This window comes from Nitrospirota bacterium (assembly GCA_040754395.1).
GTDB lineage: Bacteria > Nitrospirota > Thermodesulfovibrionia > Thermodesulfovibrionales > SM23-35 > JBFMCL01.
The window spans coordinates 1-17,275 of the sequence record JBFMCL010000039.1 but is presented as its reverse complement, the minus strand read 5'-3'; the positions used below and the strand labels follow the sequence as shown (position 1 = coordinate 17,275).

The window sequence follows — 17,275 nt, the reverse complement described above, 5'->3', positions numbered from 1 at the left end:
TTGCAGTGGTACTGCCACATTTACAAATTGTTGTCGGAAAAACAACTCCTGTCTAAATTCTCTCCACGGGACCTGCTGATGCATTTGCTGGAAATCAAAAAAGTGAAGATCAATGACTCATGGCATATTGCGGAAATAACAGGTAGAACCCAAAAACTGATCGAGAAATTGGGTCTACATATTACGTAAATCTGGCGGAGTTACGGGTTAACCTTTAATTATTGACACCTGCATAAATAATGACCTATACTTTGGGCAGGAGGGAAATAATGAGACCTCATGGAAGCCCAAAGGAATTGGAACACCGTCGCAGACGTGCCATCTCTCTTCTTCAGGATGGATACCAGCCTGTTGATGTAGCCGCTATGCTTGGCGTCGATCGCCGAAGTGTGCGTCGCTGGAAAGCAACACACCGCCAGAAAGGTGAAAAGGGCATCCGTGCCAAGCAGGCATCGGGGAGACCCCCCAAGCTTGATAGTATCTATCTTCGAAAACTGGAGAAAGCATTGCTGAAAGGATCGAGGAAAGCAGGCTATCCGACGGACCTCTGGACATGTCCCCGGGTCGCGCAGCTTATTCATTCTCTTTTTGGTGTCCGGTATCATGTAGATCATATTGGCCGTATTCTCCATGATCTCGGATGGAGTCCCCAGAAACCGGAGCGACGTGCCATAGAGCGGAATGAGACAAGAATCAAAGAGTGGGTCAAGGTTGATTGGCCTCGTAGCAAAAAAAAGCTGCCAAACTGAAATCGCATATCGTTTTTATCGACGAAAGCGGCATGCTGATGGCTCCGCTGGTCAGGAGAACTTGGAGCCCTCGTGGGCAAACTCCTATCCTGTATCAGAAAACCTGTTCTCATAAAAAAGTCTCTGTTATCGGTGCGCTTTGCATCGCTCCCCGAAGAAACTTGCTCAGCATGTATTTTCGCCTGCATCCTGATGCCAATATCAATGCAGCCGAGATTGTAGCCTTCCTTCTGTGTCTCCTGAAAGAACTGCAGGGGCATATCATTATCGTGTGGGATCGTTTTCAGCCTCATCGATCCCAAAAAGTACAGAAGCTGCTTGGTGTCAATGCACGACTGAATCTCGACTTCTTTCCTCCCTACGCTCCTGAACTCAACCCTGTTGAATATGTCTGGGCACATACGAAAATGAATCCAATGGCCAATATGACTGCAATGGAACTCGACGCATTGACAATGAATACTCGTGGCAACATGCGCTCTTTGCAAAAGAAGCAGCCACTGCTTCGCTCATTCTTAAAAAAGTGGCCTCTCTTTACGTCTTAAATTGGACATTACTTTTGCAGATTTCAATAGTTCTGTGTGAAGGGTTGCTCTCTATCATGGTCGGGAGAGGTGTTTGTGAATAGGGAAAAGAGTAACAGGGCTTAAACCGCTCAAAATCTCTCTTACTCACAGTTAATAATATCTTAGTAGTGCACTTTGCGCAGATCAGATGGCAGGAACTTTTGAAGTAATTAAGTATTATGTATTGTTGTTAAATGCGAACCGTCGCAAAGCTACAAGTCCAGAATAATTTCTGAAAGTGGCCGCTTCGGAACATGGTGGATGCTCTTTTCATCTCTCCAATACTTTATATCGCCGTCTTTGACCTCTTCGATGACCACGGTCTCCTTCTTCACACCAAGGGCGATTACGAGGAGTATTTCATATCGTTCGGGAATTCCAAGCGCCTCTCTCAATTTTTCCCTCTGTATCGAGCCGAGCATACAGCCATTCAGCCCCTTTTCTGTCGCCCCAAGCAGTATGCTCTGAGCTGCTATACCGTAGCAGCATCCGAAGTTTTTGGTGATTTCCGTGTCGCCGAGGACAATTATGTAAGCCGACGGTCTTTCCCCCTCCTGAGGTCCCGACCAGTCTTTCAGATAGCCCGCCCATGCGAGACACGGAAAGATCAGGCTGTTCTTTTCAGGAGTATTGGAGAGTATATATTTCAGAGGCTGAAGATTGGCAGAAGAAGGAGAAAGCCTAGCGAGGTTGATTAATTCCACGAGTATCTCCTTGTCTACACTTCTGTCCTGATAAAATCTCCTGTAACTTCTGCTTCTCCTGATAAGATCCTCAATCATTGTTCACCATGCTCCATCTGGTTTTTCTTTAGGGCTTTCTCTATGAGATTCCTTTTCTTGGAGGGAATAACCCTGCCTTTCAGAGATGACACAGGGATTCTCTCTCTGGATAACTTCTTGATTGCCTTTATCGTTATTCTTTTAATCACAGCTGTATCCTGCCAGTTAATTATAATACACTTCATGGTTATCCAAGAAATTTTTAGGTGGCAACGTTAACTCGATAACTCACAGTCGGAATAATGATCTTTTTTTGTCGGAGTTTTTCTTACATCAAATATAGGGATGTTCTTTCTCTCTTTCCGCCGGTATCAATACACGGAGAGACATGAGAATTCAACAGTTCTACTGGAAGGAACCACCTTAATGTGCTATTCACTTGCAGAGTTGACTTGTCTGTGAACGTTTGCCCTTTCATAGGGCATTATGAGAGATTTGTGACAGGATGAAGTGTTTGTGCGCTATGCTTTTCTCCTCAAAAGCCTGCATGAAATGAACCTATCCGAACGACGCGGTCAGCCTTCTCCCATTCCATTTTCCCGGACCACCGCGTGGCAAAAGCCATTCGGATGAATGGTAACAAATGACCGGGGCATTTTCAATGCGTATAGGTTCTCCATCCGGCCACTTCATAACAAACTGCCTATAAAAGCCGATAGGGATATGCACGCTTTGTCCACTCCCCCTTAGGATTGAGCGCATTGAGTTTCTCATATGCCTCTTTTAGAGGTTTCACATCATGCGTGCTCTTATAGAGACATACTCCCTTCAGATATATTGCCTCAGCTGATGAGTCACTCTCCGGATATTCGGCAAGGAGAGTGTTCAGCGTTGCGAGAGCATCTTCGAACTTGTCGCCATCAAAATGCACTTTCGCTATTCCCAGAAGCAGAGAAGGAATGAATTCTTCAGGGGCAAGAAAGCCAACAGTACGATGATGTTCCTTGCCCGTGGAGTCAAGCGTGATGACGGTAGGCGTCCACTTGACGTTAAAATCATTAGCGATCGGCTGTTCATCAAATAGGACCTGAACAGGTATCATCTTTGCATTTATGAAGTTTATTACTTTTTCATTTGGATACGTAACCGCAGCCATTTGTTGACAGCCAATTCACCCTGGATTGAAGAAATCGAGCAATATTGGTTTATTTTCCGACTTCGCTTTCGTGATAGCCGTTTCTATCGAAGCTTCCCATTGTATAATATTTCCCATAGCCGTTCCTCCCTGTATCGAGTGAGTTTCCTAATAAGCCTGTAAAAGCGATGCCATGATATAACTCTTTGATTTTATTTGGATTCAGGAAACAAGAGCGACATGCTCAGTCGGCATTTTGTCCTACCGTGAGGCGTGTCGCCCTTCTTCCTCTCACAGATTTACGGGAAAATCTGCAATTACTTCCTCTCTATCTAGCACATCAACTTTTGTTCCATTTGCCGTTACATTAAAAACAGGAGAGAGTTTGCTCAGGGCTTTCAACTTCTCGATATTTTCTTCATCGGTCTTGATTTTGAAATTTACCCGTATATTCTGATATCCTCTCCTGACCTCATTCGACAAGCCGAGGAATTCCCTGAGGTCAATATCTCCTTCGAGACTGGATTCCAGTTCGTCTATCGTAATCCCACGAATTGCCGCATGGTATACCAGAGTTGTCGTCAGACACGCTGCGAGTGCGGCCAAAAGGTGTTCCACGGGGTTTCCTCCACGGTCTTTTCCTGCAAGCGCGGGCGGTTTGTCTGCGTCCCAAGCAAATGTCTTGAGATGTGAATGCTCCTGGTTCGCACCATAAAATCTCCCTACTGAGGTCTTATTGAATCCACCATCAATCCATGTATTCTGAATCCGGAACTTGAACTGTGCAATGCCAGGATCATCCTTGATTGCATTCACCATGTTTTCGATATCTCTTACATTCACTCCGTTGATAAGCGTTTGTTCTACGACAGCCATTTTCGTATTTCCTCCTTTTCAAATAGATGAAAGCACCCTGTCATTTGCGGTAGATGGTAAACACATACCCCGCGCTTACCGGAATGTGTCGGTAAGGTGCTCCTCCTTGGTCTGACCGTACTGATATACTGCCCCCTTAAGATGGTCGAGAGTCTTGAGCATGTTGTGGTGCTTTGTTTCGTCATCGGTAAGGGACGATATGATGAAGTCAACAAAATAATTCCTGCTCTCCGTTGAACACGCATGGGCCATGCCCATTGATTTTGCTTCGGCCTGGATATGCTTTTCGAGGATATCAGCGAGCGGAATGAGCTCCTGCGGGGCCAGATGGACCGCCTCCTTGGTCAGCGCATCGATGACAAACTGCTGCATTATCTTGTGCTTCTGAGAATCGTGTTTGATGATCTCCATAACCACCTTGATGAAGGCGTTATCCGATTTCTTCATCATATCCTCGGCAAATTTGATAGTCTGGTCCTCGAGTTTGTACCAGTCCTCAATGAGATGCAAAAGTTTTTCTTCCGTAATTTTTGTTGCTACCTGTGCCATTTTTTCTCTCCTTGTTTAAACTTGTTTGTTTTACCCTTACCAGGGCCGTCGTTTTCTTTCATGAACCGATAATGCTACTGAACGCTCACTTTTTTCTCTTTTTGCCTGGCCTCTTCTGTTTTCGGAATTCTTATCTCAAGAATCCCGTCTTTAAATTTTGCTTCTGCCTTGTCAGTCTGCACTTCTGAGGGAAGCTGAAAGCTGCGGGCAAATGATCCGTAAGAGCGCTCCTCCCAGTAGTAGTCTTTCTTCTCGACCTTCTCTTCCCGTTTCTTCTCGCCCGATATCTTCATGGTATGGTCAGTGACGGTGACATCGATATCTTCCTTTTTCATGCCGGGGAGTTCGGCTTTTACCACAACGTTGCTGTCGTCCTCGAAAATATCTACCGAGGTGCTGATTTCTTCCAATTCCCCATGCCGGAAAACCGGCCATCTCCGCCTGCCAAACAGCCCGAAGGGATGCCTGAACACCTCCTCAAACCAGCGTTCCGCCTCCTCAAAAGGCGCAAGAACCCGTAAAGGCTCTTTTGTTGCGATTTCCTTTGATTCTTTTCTTTTCATAGTTACCTCCCGTTGTTTTTTGTAAATTACTGTTTTCAATTTACCGAAGAGCGATCGACAATCATATCGGCAAATTGCTGATTTCCTTGTAGGAAATATGACCTGTTCCTGTAGGAAGAAATCTTACGAATTAAAATCCGGCGTTATCGAGTACTACAGATACTTTCCCTATATTAATAGTGGCATTTGCCGGGATTGCTTGGCCTATAACCCGGGGAAGGCATAGGAAGACAGGAAAAATTGAAACAGCGATATCTGGCTGGCTATTTCCGATATGCCATCAGTGTGGCGTTTTTTTGACTTTTTCTGCACGCATAGGCAGAAGCCTGATCGAGTTCCCTGCCCTTTCTTCGCACTTTTCTGAATCCTATTTTCTCATATTCTTTGACCCGATTGGTAAAGATGTACACTGTATGAGAAGTGGCAAATTCTATTAAATGGCTGACGATCAAAGGCTCTATATCAGAATAGTGATTTTCTGCAGCGACGATTACGCAGCTTGTTTCCGGGTTTTCCCCTATCTGTTTCAACTGACCGCAGCCAACAGCCAGGCCATTATCGGTTGCTATTACGAATTTTCTGTAATCTATCTCATCCGTAAAAATATCATGCGCTTTCAATATCTTTTCGATAAAGACTCCGTCGTATTCGTTTGCATGCCTGATCCTGACCATTCTCCCTGTTATATCGGATATCCCTGTTTTCATTGGAGACTCACCTTTTGTCATACTACCTCCCTTTTGCGTGTTCTTGTGCGGAATGATACAAAGGATATCTCTATAGTTAAAAATTATCAAATTTCTGGCATGCCTTCAATACGGGTGCAGGCGATTTTCTGAGAGAAAGAAATCCTCCCCTCATGCTAAGGGGAGGAAAGGAGGGGGGCAATTTTAACATCTCTAATACGATTCGTCTTCGCCTTCGATCAACAGCTTGCGGTCCGCGATCTTGATGTCTATGATTTCAGCATCTTCACCACTGGCTTCGATACAGTTACATTCAAGGCATTCTATCAGATTTTTGATATCCGCCTGATCGCCCACTTTCATATCTACTATTACATTTAGTAATGCCGATACTCTTGTGGTCATTTTTTCTGTCTGCATTCCTACACCTCCGTGTCATGAAAAATTGTGAACCAATACTCAATAAAACTATACCGGTGATCTGACAGAAATGCTATCGGTGTATTGCTGATTTTTATGTCGGTTTCCAGAGATATTTTCTGTAGGAATTTTTCCTACAAAACAAGGGAATACATGAAAAACCGTCACAATTATGATATGCTGTATTCAATATCCTTTAAGGATTATTACAAGTGCTTATATCATGGCTTCTACATTTATTCCCGTTTCTTCCCGATAAATAAAGGAGTGACAATCATCAAATACGGGCGTATGGGTTTATCAATCTTTTAAAGAGCAAGAGAGATGGCAAAAAAATCCTCAAAAATATCACCGAAAGCCTCAAGTGGAAAAAAACTGCAGGCAAAGAAAGACGAACAGAATAAGGAGAAGGCCAAGGCGACGGCAGTCGCCAAACCTTCTGCAAAGCCTGTTCAGAAAGAATTTTCTGTTGTCGGCATGGGCGCTTCCGCAGGCGGACTTGAGGCTTTCGAGCAGTTCTTTACCAATACAAAATAAAGAAAGAAATCAGGGGAGATGATCGCCCTCTCTGTACAGAACGCGATCATCTCCCCTTCTCGAAGCTCGACATGATAAGCTGCAGAAATCTGCTGATATATATGAACACCAAACTCCAGAGAAAAGTTCTTTCGGTCTTCCATTATGCCCTGAACAGGGCCTTTTACCATACCTTTCATATCTCGAAGGGAGAAACTGAAGGAGTGCTTGTCAACGCACTGGGAGAAAGACTGTGGAATATCGGGAAACTAAAAGAATTGCTCGAAAAGGTACTCCCGGAGAAATCCAGAATTGAGAATTTTGAAGTGGAGCATGATATTCCGAAGATAGGGAAAAAGAAGATGCTCATCAACGCACAGCAGATTGACCAGGCCTGAGGTGAGCCAATGATAATGATGGAAATAGAGGACGTGACCGAGAAAGGGGCCTAAGAAAAGGTGATTCGTCACTTATACACCCTGCTTGTTACGGAAGAGGACCGAGGATGGACTCTGCAAAGGTATCTCTCCAACTCGTGCCCTTACCAAGGGGAGGCTGGAAAGGTTATAGGCAACTGAATGTCGGGTGCCCCTATGATATATTAGGCTATTGAGCTTATTATCAACCCTTTAGGAGTAGTTATGACAACTAAGATATCAAAAACCAGACAAAGGTCGAAAGAGCGAGAAAGGACAGGGATAAAAGAGAATAATAGTACCGGAAGAAAGGTTAAGGTCGAGAGCCTGGCTGAAACCAAACCAAGGCAGAAAATATCCAGAACCAGACCAGATAGGGAGAATAGTAAAGCGAGGATCGGAGCCGAAACAAAAGTCAAATCTGCAGCGATAAGAAAGACACACCCTCTAAAAATCGCACGGTTGCGCGCAATGAATGAAATGCGGCTGCGCAAGGCCGCCGAGAAACTGCTCAGATCTGGAAAAGCACCGGCCAAGAAAAGACTTGAGGATGATGGGCTGTCCGAAAAAAGCCTTGCTAGGTTTGTCCACGAGCTGCAGGTGCATCAGGTCGAACTCGAGATGCAGAATGAAGAACTGCGCCGCGCGCAGGACGATCTCATTGCATCGCAGAAAAAATACACCGATCTTTACGACTTCGCGCCCGTGGGATATTTGACGCTAACCAGACAGGGCTTAATCTCCGAAGCAAATCTTACTGCATCTGCGATGCTCGGCACCGCAAGACGTCGACTTATAAAAATGCCGTTTATTATGTATTCAGTAGACAAGAAGATGTTTTTTAATCATCTGAAAAAGGTTTTTGAGACAGGTAAAAGACAGACTTGCCAACTCGTCATAAAAAAGAAGGACGGTAGTTTTTTCCACGCCGGCCTCGAAAGTATTGTTTCCAATGAGGAGGAAGGCAAGAATACTACCTGCCGGACGGTCATGAGCGATATTTCCGAGCACAAGCAGGCCGAGGGAGCTATAGAGACTGAGAGGACTAAGGCGATCAGCGAGAAAATTCGTCTTGAAGCTGTTATGGAAGCTCTACCCGTAGGCGTTGCCATTGTGGACCTGCAAGGAGGGAATATCAGGGCAAATAAAGCGTTTGAGAGGATATGGGGCAGTCCCCGTCCAGCAGCACGTTCAATCGGTGATTATGCTCAATACAAGGCATGGTGGGTTGATTCAGGCAAGCCGGTCGAGCCTGAAGAATGGGCATCTGCCCGTGCTGTTCAACGGGGGGACAAGGTTGTCGGTCAGGTAATGAAAATTGAAAAGTTCGACGGAACACTTGCCATTGTTCACAACAGCGCAGTCCCGATATTGGATCCCGATGGAAATATCACAGGGAGCGCTGTGGCCATCATGGATATTACTAAGCTAGTGGATATTGAATCATTACTGAAAAAGGAATGGGATTTTAATAAAGCGGTCCTCGAAACAGTCGGCTCACTGATTGTTGTCCTTGACAGACAAGGTCGCATTGTAAATTTCAACAAGGCATGCCAGGACGTTACAGGATATACATTCGAAGAGGTAAAAAACAGGATTTTCTGGGATTTACTCCTGCTTCCCGAAGAAGTCGTGCCGGTACAGACAGTGTTTGCCAGTCTTTTCGCGGGTCAGTTTCCTAACAGGTTTGAGAATTACTGGCTCACAAAAGACGGCAGGCGCCGCCTCATTGACTGGACAAATACTGCCCTCTTGAATCAGAAGGGGGAAGTCGAATATCTAATCGGTACCGGCCTGGACATCACTGATCAGAGAGGCTTTGAGGAAACTCTGAGGAGGAGCGAGGAGGATCTGAATCGCGCTCAGGCCGTATCCCGCACCGGAAGTTGGCGGCTGAATGTTCAAAAGAATGAATTGCTCTGGTCAGATGAGAACTGGGATATCTTCGGGGTGCCCAAGGGCACACCCCTGACATACGAGGCTTTTCTCTTAATGGTCCACCCGGAAGACCGTGATTATGTCGACCGGAAATGGACAGCAGCCCTTCGCGGTAAACCATATGACATCGAGCACCGCATTATTGTCGGTGATGCCATAAAGTGGGTCCGCGAACGGGCTGAACTGGAATTTGACAGGGAAGGAAACCTGCTTGGAGGGTTCGGGACGACGCAGGACATCACGGAGAAGAAGCTGGCTGAAGAGGAAATCAGAAAGCTCGCAAAATTCCCTTCTGAAAATCCCAACCCGGTGTTTCGCCTGGATCGTGACGGCGCACTTTTATTTGCCAATCAGGCGGGTCAGTCCTTCTTAACCCACTGGGGTACCGCATCAGGAGACCGTGCTCTTGATCTTTTGAGAAACCTTGCAGCAGAAGCGCTTGCAGACTTGTCAGTCAAAGTCGTTGAGATTCCCGGAGACGATAAAACGTGGTCATTTTCAGTTGCACCGATTCCTGAATTCGGGTATGTCAATTTCTACGGCACCAATATCACAGAAAGAAAACAAGCGGAAGAAGCGCTTCGCAAAAGCGAACATGCGCTAAGAATCGCCCGTGACGAACTGGAAATAAAGGTTCAGGAACGGACGGCGGAAATCAGGGACAAGGCCGATCTTATTGATTCTCTCTTTACCTATACGATAACCCCGCTTGCACTGCTTGACAGGGAGTTCAATTTTATACGAGTAAATCAAGCATATGCCGATGTGTGCGCGAAAGACATCAATGAAATTCCAGGACATAACCATTTTAAATTTTATCCTCATGAAGAAAACGAACTAATTTTCAGAAGAGTGGTTGAGACAAAAGTACCCTATCAAGTATTGGCAAAACCCTTTGTGTTCCCCGACCATCCCGAATGGGGTGTGACATACTGGGACTGGACGCTCACCCCCCTGCTGAATAATACCGGTGGAGTAAAATTCCTGATCTTCTCCCTGAACGATGTGACCGGGCGTATTAAAGCACAGGAGAAGATCAAGATCGAACGGAACAGATTGAAGACAATTCTCGATACAACACCCGACGGGGTACTCATAGTCGGAAGGGACTATACAATCCAGTATATCAATCCAGCGCTTGAAAAATATTTCGGTCCTGTCCGAGAACAAAAATGTCATCAGTATTTCCATGGAGTGGACAATGCTTGTTCATGGTGCAGGAATCCTGAAGTGTTTGCCGGAAATACAGTGCATGAGGAATGGACCTATACTGCCACGGGCAGAACATACGAACTCCTCAGCACTCCTTTTACCCATGACGACGGTTCCGTTTCCAAGATGCAGATATTCCGTGATATCACCGAGCGGAAGGAGAGAGAAAGCCGGATTGAAGTCACAGACACGCTGCTCAGTCTTTTCGTACAGACATGCTCGAAACAGGAGTATCTTCAATCGGTCATTAAAGTGATTCACGAGTGGACTGGTTGCAGGTGTGTCGGAATACGGGTAGCAGACAACAGAGGGTTCATTCCTTACGAAGCTTACCTCGGATTCAGCCAGGAATTCTGGAAACTGGAAAACATGCTCTCCCTGAACAAGGATATGTGTGCTTGTATACGAACAGTCACAGGGCAGTTTGAACCGCAGGATGCTTCTGTGCTTACCCCGAATGGTTCGGTATGCATCAATAATTCACAGGCTTTCCTGAACGGATTGTCCGAAGACGAAAAAACAAGATTCAGGGGGAATTGCATCAGGAGCGGATTTTTGTCCATTGCACTGATAACGGTCTGCTACCGGGGGCAGACTATAGGTCTCATCCATCTTGCAGACGAACGTGAGAGGAAGACGCCCATCGGGGTTGTGCAATTTATCGAATCCATCTCATCATTGATCGGAGAGGCACTACACAGATTCGATACCGAAGAGGCCTTACGAAGAAGTGAAGCAAGCCTGAATGAAGCACAAGGGATCGCGCACATCGGCAACTGGGAATGGAATATAGAGACCAATGAATTGTTCTGGTCGAATGAGATATACCGGATATTCGGTACCTCCCGCAACCAGTTCGGCGCCACCTATGAAGCAGTCCTCGATTTCATTCACCCCGACGACCGTGATACCGTCCACGATGCAGTTACGAACTCTTTTTTCGAGAAAAAACCCTATTCCGTCATTCACCGTATCATTCTTTCCACAGGGGAAGAAAAAACTGTACAGGAACGGGGGGAGATCATCTTCGGTGAGAATAATGTTCCTCTTCGCATGGTGGGCACCATTCAGGATATCACTGAACAGAAAAAGATAGAGGAGCAACTGAGGGCTTCCCAGGAACAGCTCCGGAATCTCTATGCACATTTGCAGAAGATGCGTGAGCAGGAACGGGAGAAAATAGCCCGCGAGATTCATGACGAGTTCGGAACCATGCTCACTGCACTGAAAATCGATGTTGCATGGCTGGAAAAGAAACTGTCAGGGGAACATCCGGATTTTGTCAATAGGTTGCACAAAGACCTGGAACTTCTGTCCTCTGCCATTAAAACCGTCCAGAGGATATCATCCGAACTGAGACCCGGCATCCTCGACCACCTCGGTCTTGCCTCAGCAATAGAGTGGCAGGTGAAGGAGTTTGGAGAACGGATGGGAATTGAATGGAATATTGATATAAATGCAGAGAGGACCGAGATCGACCGGGATATTTCGATATCGGTATTCCGTATCCTTCAGGAAGCGCTCACGAATATTGCCCGGCATGCTGCTGCTTCTGCTATTCAAATAACTCTTAAGGAAAAGACTCACTCTCTCCACATGGAAATTACTGACAACGGCAGGGGGATCACTGATGAGGAGATTGCCCATCCTCAATCATTCGGGCTGATAGGGATTCGTGAGAGAGTGAAGCAGCTGGGTGGAGACGTCGAAATCGGAAGAGTTCCTCAGGGAGGGACGAGACTAACCATAAGAATACTTTTGGGACAAGGAGTTCGCAAATGATACATTTACTGATTGCAGACGACCATTCTGTGGTAAGGGAAGGGGTGAAACATATCCTTTCTGATATGCCTGAAGCGGTGATCACCGAAGCAGCGAATGGTCAGCAAGTGCTCGATGCAATGCAAAAAAAAGAGTATGATCTTGTGCTGCTGGACATAGCCATGCCGGGCAAGGACGGCCTTGATGTTCTCAGGGATATAAAGAGAAAAAGACCACATATCAAGGTGCTTATTTTAAGCATGTTCCCTGAAGAGCAGTATGCACTCAGGGCTCTGAAGTCAGGGGCTTCCGGCTATCTCACCAAAGAGAGCATACCGGAAGAACTCATTAAGGCTATTCGGAAAGTTATCCGGGGCGGGAAATATATAAGCTCAGACTTTTCCGATAAAATACTCTCTTCATTTGACGACGATGCAGAAAAGCCGGTTCATGAATCGTTATCAAACCGGGAGTATCAGGTAATGAGGATGATTGCTTCAGGGAAAACCCTTTCCGAAATTGCCGATGAATTGTTCCTCAGCGTGAAGACTGTCAGCACCTACCGCACCCGCATCCTTGAAAAGATGAACCTGAAAAATAATGCGGAAATAATGCACTATGCGGTAAAAAACGGCCTCGTAGAATAGAGACAGGAATTCACAAGCACATGGCTTTTTGGCCTTCCTGCGAATTGGCACTATCGATTCAACCCCCGCCGCTCCCTTCTTTCACTGTGACCGTGGAGCCCCGCCCTTGCCCGGATTCACAATTTCGCCGGAGCGGCAACTCTGGGTTCAATTTGTAGGATATATCCTTACAAAAAAACTCACCTGTTCCGACAGAAAAATCAGAAATCTACTGATACCCTCGTTGCCGTGCTCATGGTACAAAGAATAGTAACAGAGTATATTTGGAGGGTTGCGATGAAATGTCCTCATAGTTTTCATTGGATAGGATGGTACTGCAAAGCAGGGGAAGCAATTTATTCTCCGAGCGTCTTTCAGCGCGAGGAATACTGCACAAACGATAATCACAAGAAATGCCCGTTCGTGGTCAAAATTCCAGCGATGTCCCCGGAAAAATCCGACTTTGAGAATGCTTCGGAATATCGGTATGCCGGATAAATTTATACGCGGTGAGGCGGGATATCACGCTATACGTACATGAAAACAAGGATACTTCTCGTGGATGACCATGACATTTTTCGTGAAGCCATAAAAGGGCTTATCAACGATAAAAAGGATATGACCGTAACCGCAGAAGCAAAAAACGGACGTGACGCATATCAGTTGGTCTGTGCCAATGAATTCGACCTGGTAATATTTGATATCGGGTTGCAGGCGCGGAATGGCTTCGGAATTATTCATCAGATGAAAAGCAGGAAACCCTACTTGCCTGTTCTAATCTGCAGTCTCCTCCCTGAAGAGTATTTTGGCCCTGCAGCCATCCGGGCAGGGGCCTCCGGATATGTCATGAAGGACAGAATGCCGAACGACATTGTGTGCGCTATCCGGCAGGTCGCTACCGGCGGGATATATTTTGGGAACGGGAATCAGTTCTCTGTGCCCTGAAATTTCGATCCCTCCCTCTTTTCCATCAATGGGTGGGGAATTGAGTCCCACCTATTCTCTCTTTTTTTCAATTCCCTCAAATGTAGGCATTGTCAAAACACCACATGCCCTGTAAGAACTCATGTGTTGTATGTTTCTGTCCTCTTTTTTCCTACATGAAAAATTACATGCTCCTACAAAAAAATCAGATAAAAACGGATATTCTTCTGCGCATTCCCGATGTATTCTTAGGAAAGAATCCAGCAAAAAAAACAAAAAGGAGGAAGCCATGGGTTACACACAAGTAGCATTGGAAGACAAGATTCTGCAGATGTATCCGGAGATCCAGGAGCAGGGGATCACGCCGCTGATGCGTTTTGACGAAGAAAAAGGGGCATGGTACGTGAAACTTAAGAAGAACAGCAAAGAAACCACCGTATGCCTGCCCAAGGAAGACGCTGACGCCTGTATGGACAATACCTATTGTCAGAGTTTCGGCGAAGATGTAAAAAAGGCATTAACCGAGTTGAAGAGCAAATAACCGAACATGGATTTCTCAGGCCAAATTGCCCCCTGCAGGAAAGTTAGAGGCTCCGGAGCAAGGGATATCTCACCTTTATCTTTCCTCCTTCCTTACACGGACTGGAATCTATCTCACAAAGGGAAAATTATGGGACAGAAGAAGCTTACCGGTGAAGATGCAATATTCACAAATTGTCCGTTATGTGCACATGCAGCGATTCAGAATGATCTTGATGAGGGAATGACCTGGGAGGACGAAAGACATATTTTTTCTGTTTCTGATCTTGTCTTCGTGATCAGCCATGGTCTGAAGAACGCTTCTCATTTTCGCAGGCGCCTGCAGGAGGAAATAAAAGACATTCTGTCACGGCAGTCATTGAATGTTCATGCAGGTGTGCCATCAGCGAAATGGGATGAGAGTGAGGAGCAGGGGCGATGAGCCATTCAGAAGACGCTTTGCGGGAAAAACTCCTGACATTGTATCCTGAGATTCCACAAAACGGCATACAAATTAGATTACAATTCTACCGTGTCAAAAACATTTGCATCGTAACTCTGCAGAAGGATTGTCGCGTATTAAACACATTCTTAAGCAAAAAAGACATAGACAGTTGTATGGTCATGAGAAAGCCGCAACTTTTTGATATTCAGATGCATCAATTCCTTAATTCCATGCGTGCACACGAAAAGAAAAATCCTGCGCCTGCTTTCTCATTTTGCTAATTTTGTCGTTCACACGGGAAAGAAGGATATACGATGAAAGATCACACGGAAACCGAGACAGAGGAAGAACATATTTTCTTGGCCACAGGAGAAGATCAGAATCAAGCGTATGAGGCATCATGCAGTCATGACCGCAGAATCTCCCCAGAAGAGGACTTCCTCATTCCCCTTGTCAATGAAATGAAGAGAACCCGTCTCCTGACAAAGAATGGTGAAATCGAACTCGCAAAGAAGATGGAAGCTGCGGTGCAGAAGATGAGAGAGGTTTTCGCTTCCATGCCCTTGGATGATAAGGGTCCCATCCCGGTGAAGACCAATTCCCTGAGCGACACATCAAGTCCGGGAACCACAAAAACGATACAGGATGGATATTCAGGGGAAATAGGCGGAAACAACAATGAACCGCGCTCCTTCGCCATGGCTGACGACTGCGGACATTCAAGGTTCACCTCGGAAGAGGTTTTTTCTCTTGTCCAAAGGATGAAAACCTTCTTCGCTGATACGGAGGCAGAATTAAAAGGCGCTGCAAAGTCAAACAGAACACTTCAAAAGCTACGGCTTTCGAGAAGCAAAAGCCGGGGTGACCAAGAGATACCTGCTCGCTGTATTTTTGAGCCGAGCGGCCTGAAACAGAAGCTGGACATGCTGCGGGAAGGAGAGCGAGAATTCATTGATGCGAGAAAGGCGATGATTACTGCCAATCTCAGGCTTGTGGTGAGCATCGCAAAGCGCTATATCGGCAAAGGGCTGAGCCTCTCGGACCTCATTCAGGAAGGCAATCTGGGACTCATGAAAGCCGTCGACAAGTTTGAATACAAAATGGGATATAAGTTTAGCACATATGCTGCGTGGTGGATCCGGCAATCGATAACCCGGGCACTCTCAGACCATTCAAGAACGATACGGCTGCCAACCCATGTGGTGGAACTGTCGCATAAAATACTTGCTGCGGAAAAAATCCTCAGGCAGCAAGTAGGATTCGAGCCAACGCCTGATGAGATAGCACATTATCTCAACATGCCGGTTTACAAGGTTGAGACTATTCTCAGAGCATTAAAGAATCCGCTTTCCCTGGATTCTCCTCCAGACGAAAAAGCCGGGAACATGCTCGATTTTGTGATGGATGAGCAATCACCGTCTGCACTTGATCAGATAATTAACTCAGATTTGAAAGAAAAAGTCGGCAGATTGCTGCACCAACTTCCTCCCCAGCAGGCTTTGGTCATAAGAAAGCGGTATGGTTTTCACGGGGAAATCCCGCATACACTCGGAGATCTGGCCAGGGAAATTTCTGTCAGCCGGGAAAGAGTGAGGCAGATCGAATCTGCAGCAATAAAAAAACTGCAAAGTCTGTCCCAGACATTGCTGAAACCACAGAATGAAAGTATTCTGTAGAAATCGGCAATGATGAGGGACGAATAAGGACAAACCAGATCGGATGAATAAAGGAGGAGATATGCAGACAATTGATGTACAAGGGAAAAGCATCATGTTGGATGATGAAGGGTATCTGCTCAACGCTGAAGAATGGGACGAAACTGTTGCATGCGCGATTGCGGAAAAAGAAGGGGTCATCACAAAATGTCCGCTAACCCCCGAAAAAATGGGCATCCTTAGATTCATGAGATCGTACTATAAGGAATTCAATTCAGTTCCGATTCCGCGAGCCGTCTGCAAAAATGTTCATCAGCAGAAAAACTGCACCTACGAGATATTCCCTGATCCGGTTATCGCTTGGAAGATAGCAGGATTGCCGCAGCCGTCACGCCATATTATTGCAGAGCTGAAAGGATTGGGGGGAGTTTCATAAGGGAATCTCCTGCTTTGCCCCATGGAGCATTGCTTTGTTGTTTGGCATTCTTGTAATCTGGTTCCATGCCGCTTGGCATTAAGTATATTCATAAGAAGTATGATCAGATGAATAATTTCTCTTCTCAAGGAAATATGTCCCCTCTACAAGTGAGAACTTACTAAAATGTAACGGTCTCTTTTTGAACTTGATATAATTAATAGAAATGCCTACAGTAGCTCCTGATAAATGACATTTTCCCCGTAGGCTTTGAAAGGTAGTCTTGGTCGCTTGAAAAATCATATATGCATGTCTGTTTGAACAGGAAATACACAATATCGAAAATTTCAGGGTCAAGAGTTCCATTCGAAAGATTGCTCTCCAAGGAAAAACCAGCGCGAGTCTGTTTTAGGGAGGAAGTGATATAGGGCTGAAACGTCTCGAAAAAACTCTTACGAATAAGCATCATTCCGCTGCGTGAGTTGAGGAATGATGTGTGAAGGACGAAGCCGCTGCGCCAGATATGGGGATTCGATAAATTCTCTCGGAACGAACTTTATCGAAGTGGATAACGGGGACAGT

At 45.8% G+C, this 17,275-nt stretch carries 20 protein-coding genes; 12 read left to right on the top strand and 8 right to left on the bottom strand.

Annotated features, from left to right (window positions below; translation table 11 throughout):
- The 3 genes from AB1552_14015 to AB1552_14005 all read left to right on the top strand — a co-directional run.
- Nucleotides 1-189 (top strand): hypothetical protein (locus AB1552_14015; GenBank protein MEW6054874.1); only part of this gene is annotated, 189 nt, incomplete at its 5' end.
- Between the two features lie 80 nt (nt 190-269).
- Complete coding sequence (locus tag AB1552_14010) at nt 270-749, top strand: IS630 family transposase (GenBank protein ID MEW6054873.1); 480 nt, start codon at nt 270-272, stop codon at nt 747-749.
- Nucleotides 746-1,294: a transposase gene (locus AB1552_14005; protein MEW6054872.1), complete on the top strand. Its 549-nt coding sequence runs from the start codon at nt 746-748 to the stop codon at nt 1,292-1,294. Before AB1552_14010 ends, AB1552_14005 begins: the two co-directional genes overlap by 4 nt.
- Nucleotides 1,295-1,527: 233 nt before the next feature.
- Here AB1552_14005 and AB1552_14000 read toward each other — a convergent pair whose 3' ends face one another.
- The 8 genes from AB1552_14000 to AB1552_13965 form a co-directional block, all read right to left on the bottom strand.
- Nucleotides 1,528-2,097: a nitroreductase family protein gene (locus tag AB1552_14000; GenBank protein ID MEW6054871.1), complete on the bottom strand. Its 570-nt coding sequence runs from the start codon at nt 2,095-2,097 to the stop codon at nt 1,528-1,530.
- Entirely contained in the window at nt 2,094-2,246 is a 153-nt protein-coding gene (locus AB1552_13995; GenBank protein ID MEW6054870.1) for a hypothetical protein, read from the bottom strand. The genes AB1552_14000 and AB1552_13995 overlap by 4 nt, the downstream gene beginning before the upstream one ends.
- A 494-nt stretch (nt 2,247-2,740) precedes the next feature.
- The gene (locus AB1552_13990) at nt 2,741-3,193 is read right to left on the bottom strand and encodes a hypothetical protein (protein MEW6054869.1); all 453 of its coding nucleotides are present in this window, start codon (nt 3,191-3,193) and stop codon (nt 2,741-2,743) included.
- A 270-nt stretch (nt 3,194-3,463) separates the two neighbouring features.
- Nucleotides 3,464-4,048 (bottom strand): OsmC family protein, encoded by a 585-nt coding sequence (locus tag AB1552_13985; protein ID MEW6054868.1) that lies wholly within the window; start codon nt 4,046-4,048, stop codon nt 3,464-3,466.
- A gap of 75 nt (nt 4,049-4,123) precedes the next feature.
- Nucleotides 4,124-4,597, bottom strand: coding sequence for a hypothetical protein (locus tag AB1552_13980; protein ID MEW6054867.1), 474 nt, complete (start codon nt 4,595-4,597; stop codon nt 4,124-4,126).
- Between the two features lie 74 nt (nt 4,598-4,671).
- Nucleotides 4,672-5,160: an Hsp20/alpha crystallin family protein gene (locus tag AB1552_13975; GenBank protein ID MEW6054866.1), complete on the bottom strand. Its 489-nt coding sequence runs from the start codon at nt 5,158-5,160 to the stop codon at nt 4,672-4,674.
- Nucleotides 5,161-5,423: 263 nt separating this feature from the next.
- The gene (locus tag AB1552_13970; protein MEW6054865.1) at nt 5,424-5,888 is read right to left on the bottom strand and encodes a hypothetical protein; all 465 of its coding nucleotides are present in this window, start codon (nt 5,886-5,888) and stop codon (nt 5,424-5,426) included.
- Nucleotides 5,889-6,059: 171 nt separating this feature from the next.
- A complete protein-coding gene (locus AB1552_13965; protein ID MEW6054864.1) occupies nt 6,060-6,266 on the bottom strand; it encodes a hypothetical protein in 207 nt (68 codons plus the stop codon).
- A 324-nt stretch (nt 6,267-6,590) separates the two neighbouring features.
- On the opposite strand from AB1552_13965, the gene AB1552_13960 reads away from it, so the two are divergent.
- The 9 genes from AB1552_13960 (at nt 6,591) to AB1552_13920 (ending at nt 16,714) form a co-directional block, all read left to right on the top strand.
- Nucleotides 6,591-6,803: a hypothetical protein gene (locus AB1552_13960; protein ID MEW6054863.1), complete on the top strand. Its 213-nt coding sequence runs from the start codon at nt 6,591-6,593 to the stop codon at nt 6,801-6,803.
- Complete coding sequence (locus tag AB1552_13955) at nt 6,800-7,180, top strand: CheR family methyltransferase (GenBank protein ID MEW6054862.1); 381 nt, start codon at nt 6,800-6,802, stop codon at nt 7,178-7,180. Before AB1552_13960 ends, AB1552_13955 begins: the two co-directional genes overlap by 4 nt.
- Before the next feature lie 243 nt (nt 7,181-7,423).
- A complete protein-coding gene (locus tag AB1552_13950) occupies nt 7,424-12,130 on the top strand; it encodes a PAS domain S-box protein (GenBank protein ID MEW6054861.1) in 4,707 nt (1,568 codons plus the stop codon).
- Nucleotides 12,127-12,756: a response regulator transcription factor gene (locus tag AB1552_13945; protein ID MEW6054860.1), complete on the top strand. Its 630-nt coding sequence runs from the start codon at nt 12,127-12,129 to the stop codon at nt 12,754-12,756. Before AB1552_13950 ends, AB1552_13945 begins: the two co-directional genes overlap by 4 nt.
- Before the next feature lie 516 nt (nt 12,757-13,272).
- Entirely contained in the window at nt 13,273-13,680 is a 408-nt protein-coding gene (locus tag AB1552_13940) for a response regulator transcription factor (GenBank protein MEW6054859.1), read from the top strand.
- A gap of 268 nt (nt 13,681-13,948) precedes the next feature.
- A complete protein-coding gene (locus AB1552_13935; protein ID MEW6054858.1) occupies nt 13,949-14,200 on the top strand; it encodes a hypothetical protein in 252 nt (83 codons plus the stop codon).
- 129 nt (nt 14,201-14,329) lie between these two features.
- Nucleotides 14,330-14,620 carry a hypothetical protein gene (locus tag AB1552_13930; GenBank protein MEW6054857.1) on the top strand — a complete coding sequence of 97 codons (291 nt, stop codon included), beginning with the start codon at nt 14,330-14,332 and terminating at the stop codon, nt 14,618-14,620.
- Between the two features lie 317 nt (nt 14,621-14,937).
- The gene (locus tag AB1552_13925) at nt 14,938-16,299 is read left to right on the top strand and encodes an RNA polymerase sigma factor RpoD/SigA (GenBank protein ID MEW6054856.1); all 1,362 of its coding nucleotides are present in this window, start codon (nt 14,938-14,940) and stop codon (nt 16,297-16,299) included.
- Between the two features lie 61 nt (nt 16,300-16,360).
- Nucleotides 16,361-16,714 carry a TusE/DsrC/DsvC family sulfur relay protein gene (locus AB1552_13920; protein ID MEW6054855.1) on the top strand — a complete coding sequence of 118 codons (354 nt, stop codon included), beginning with the start codon at nt 16,361-16,363 and terminating at the stop codon, nt 16,712-16,714.
- The last annotated feature ends 561 nt before the right edge of the window (nt 16,715-17,275 follow it).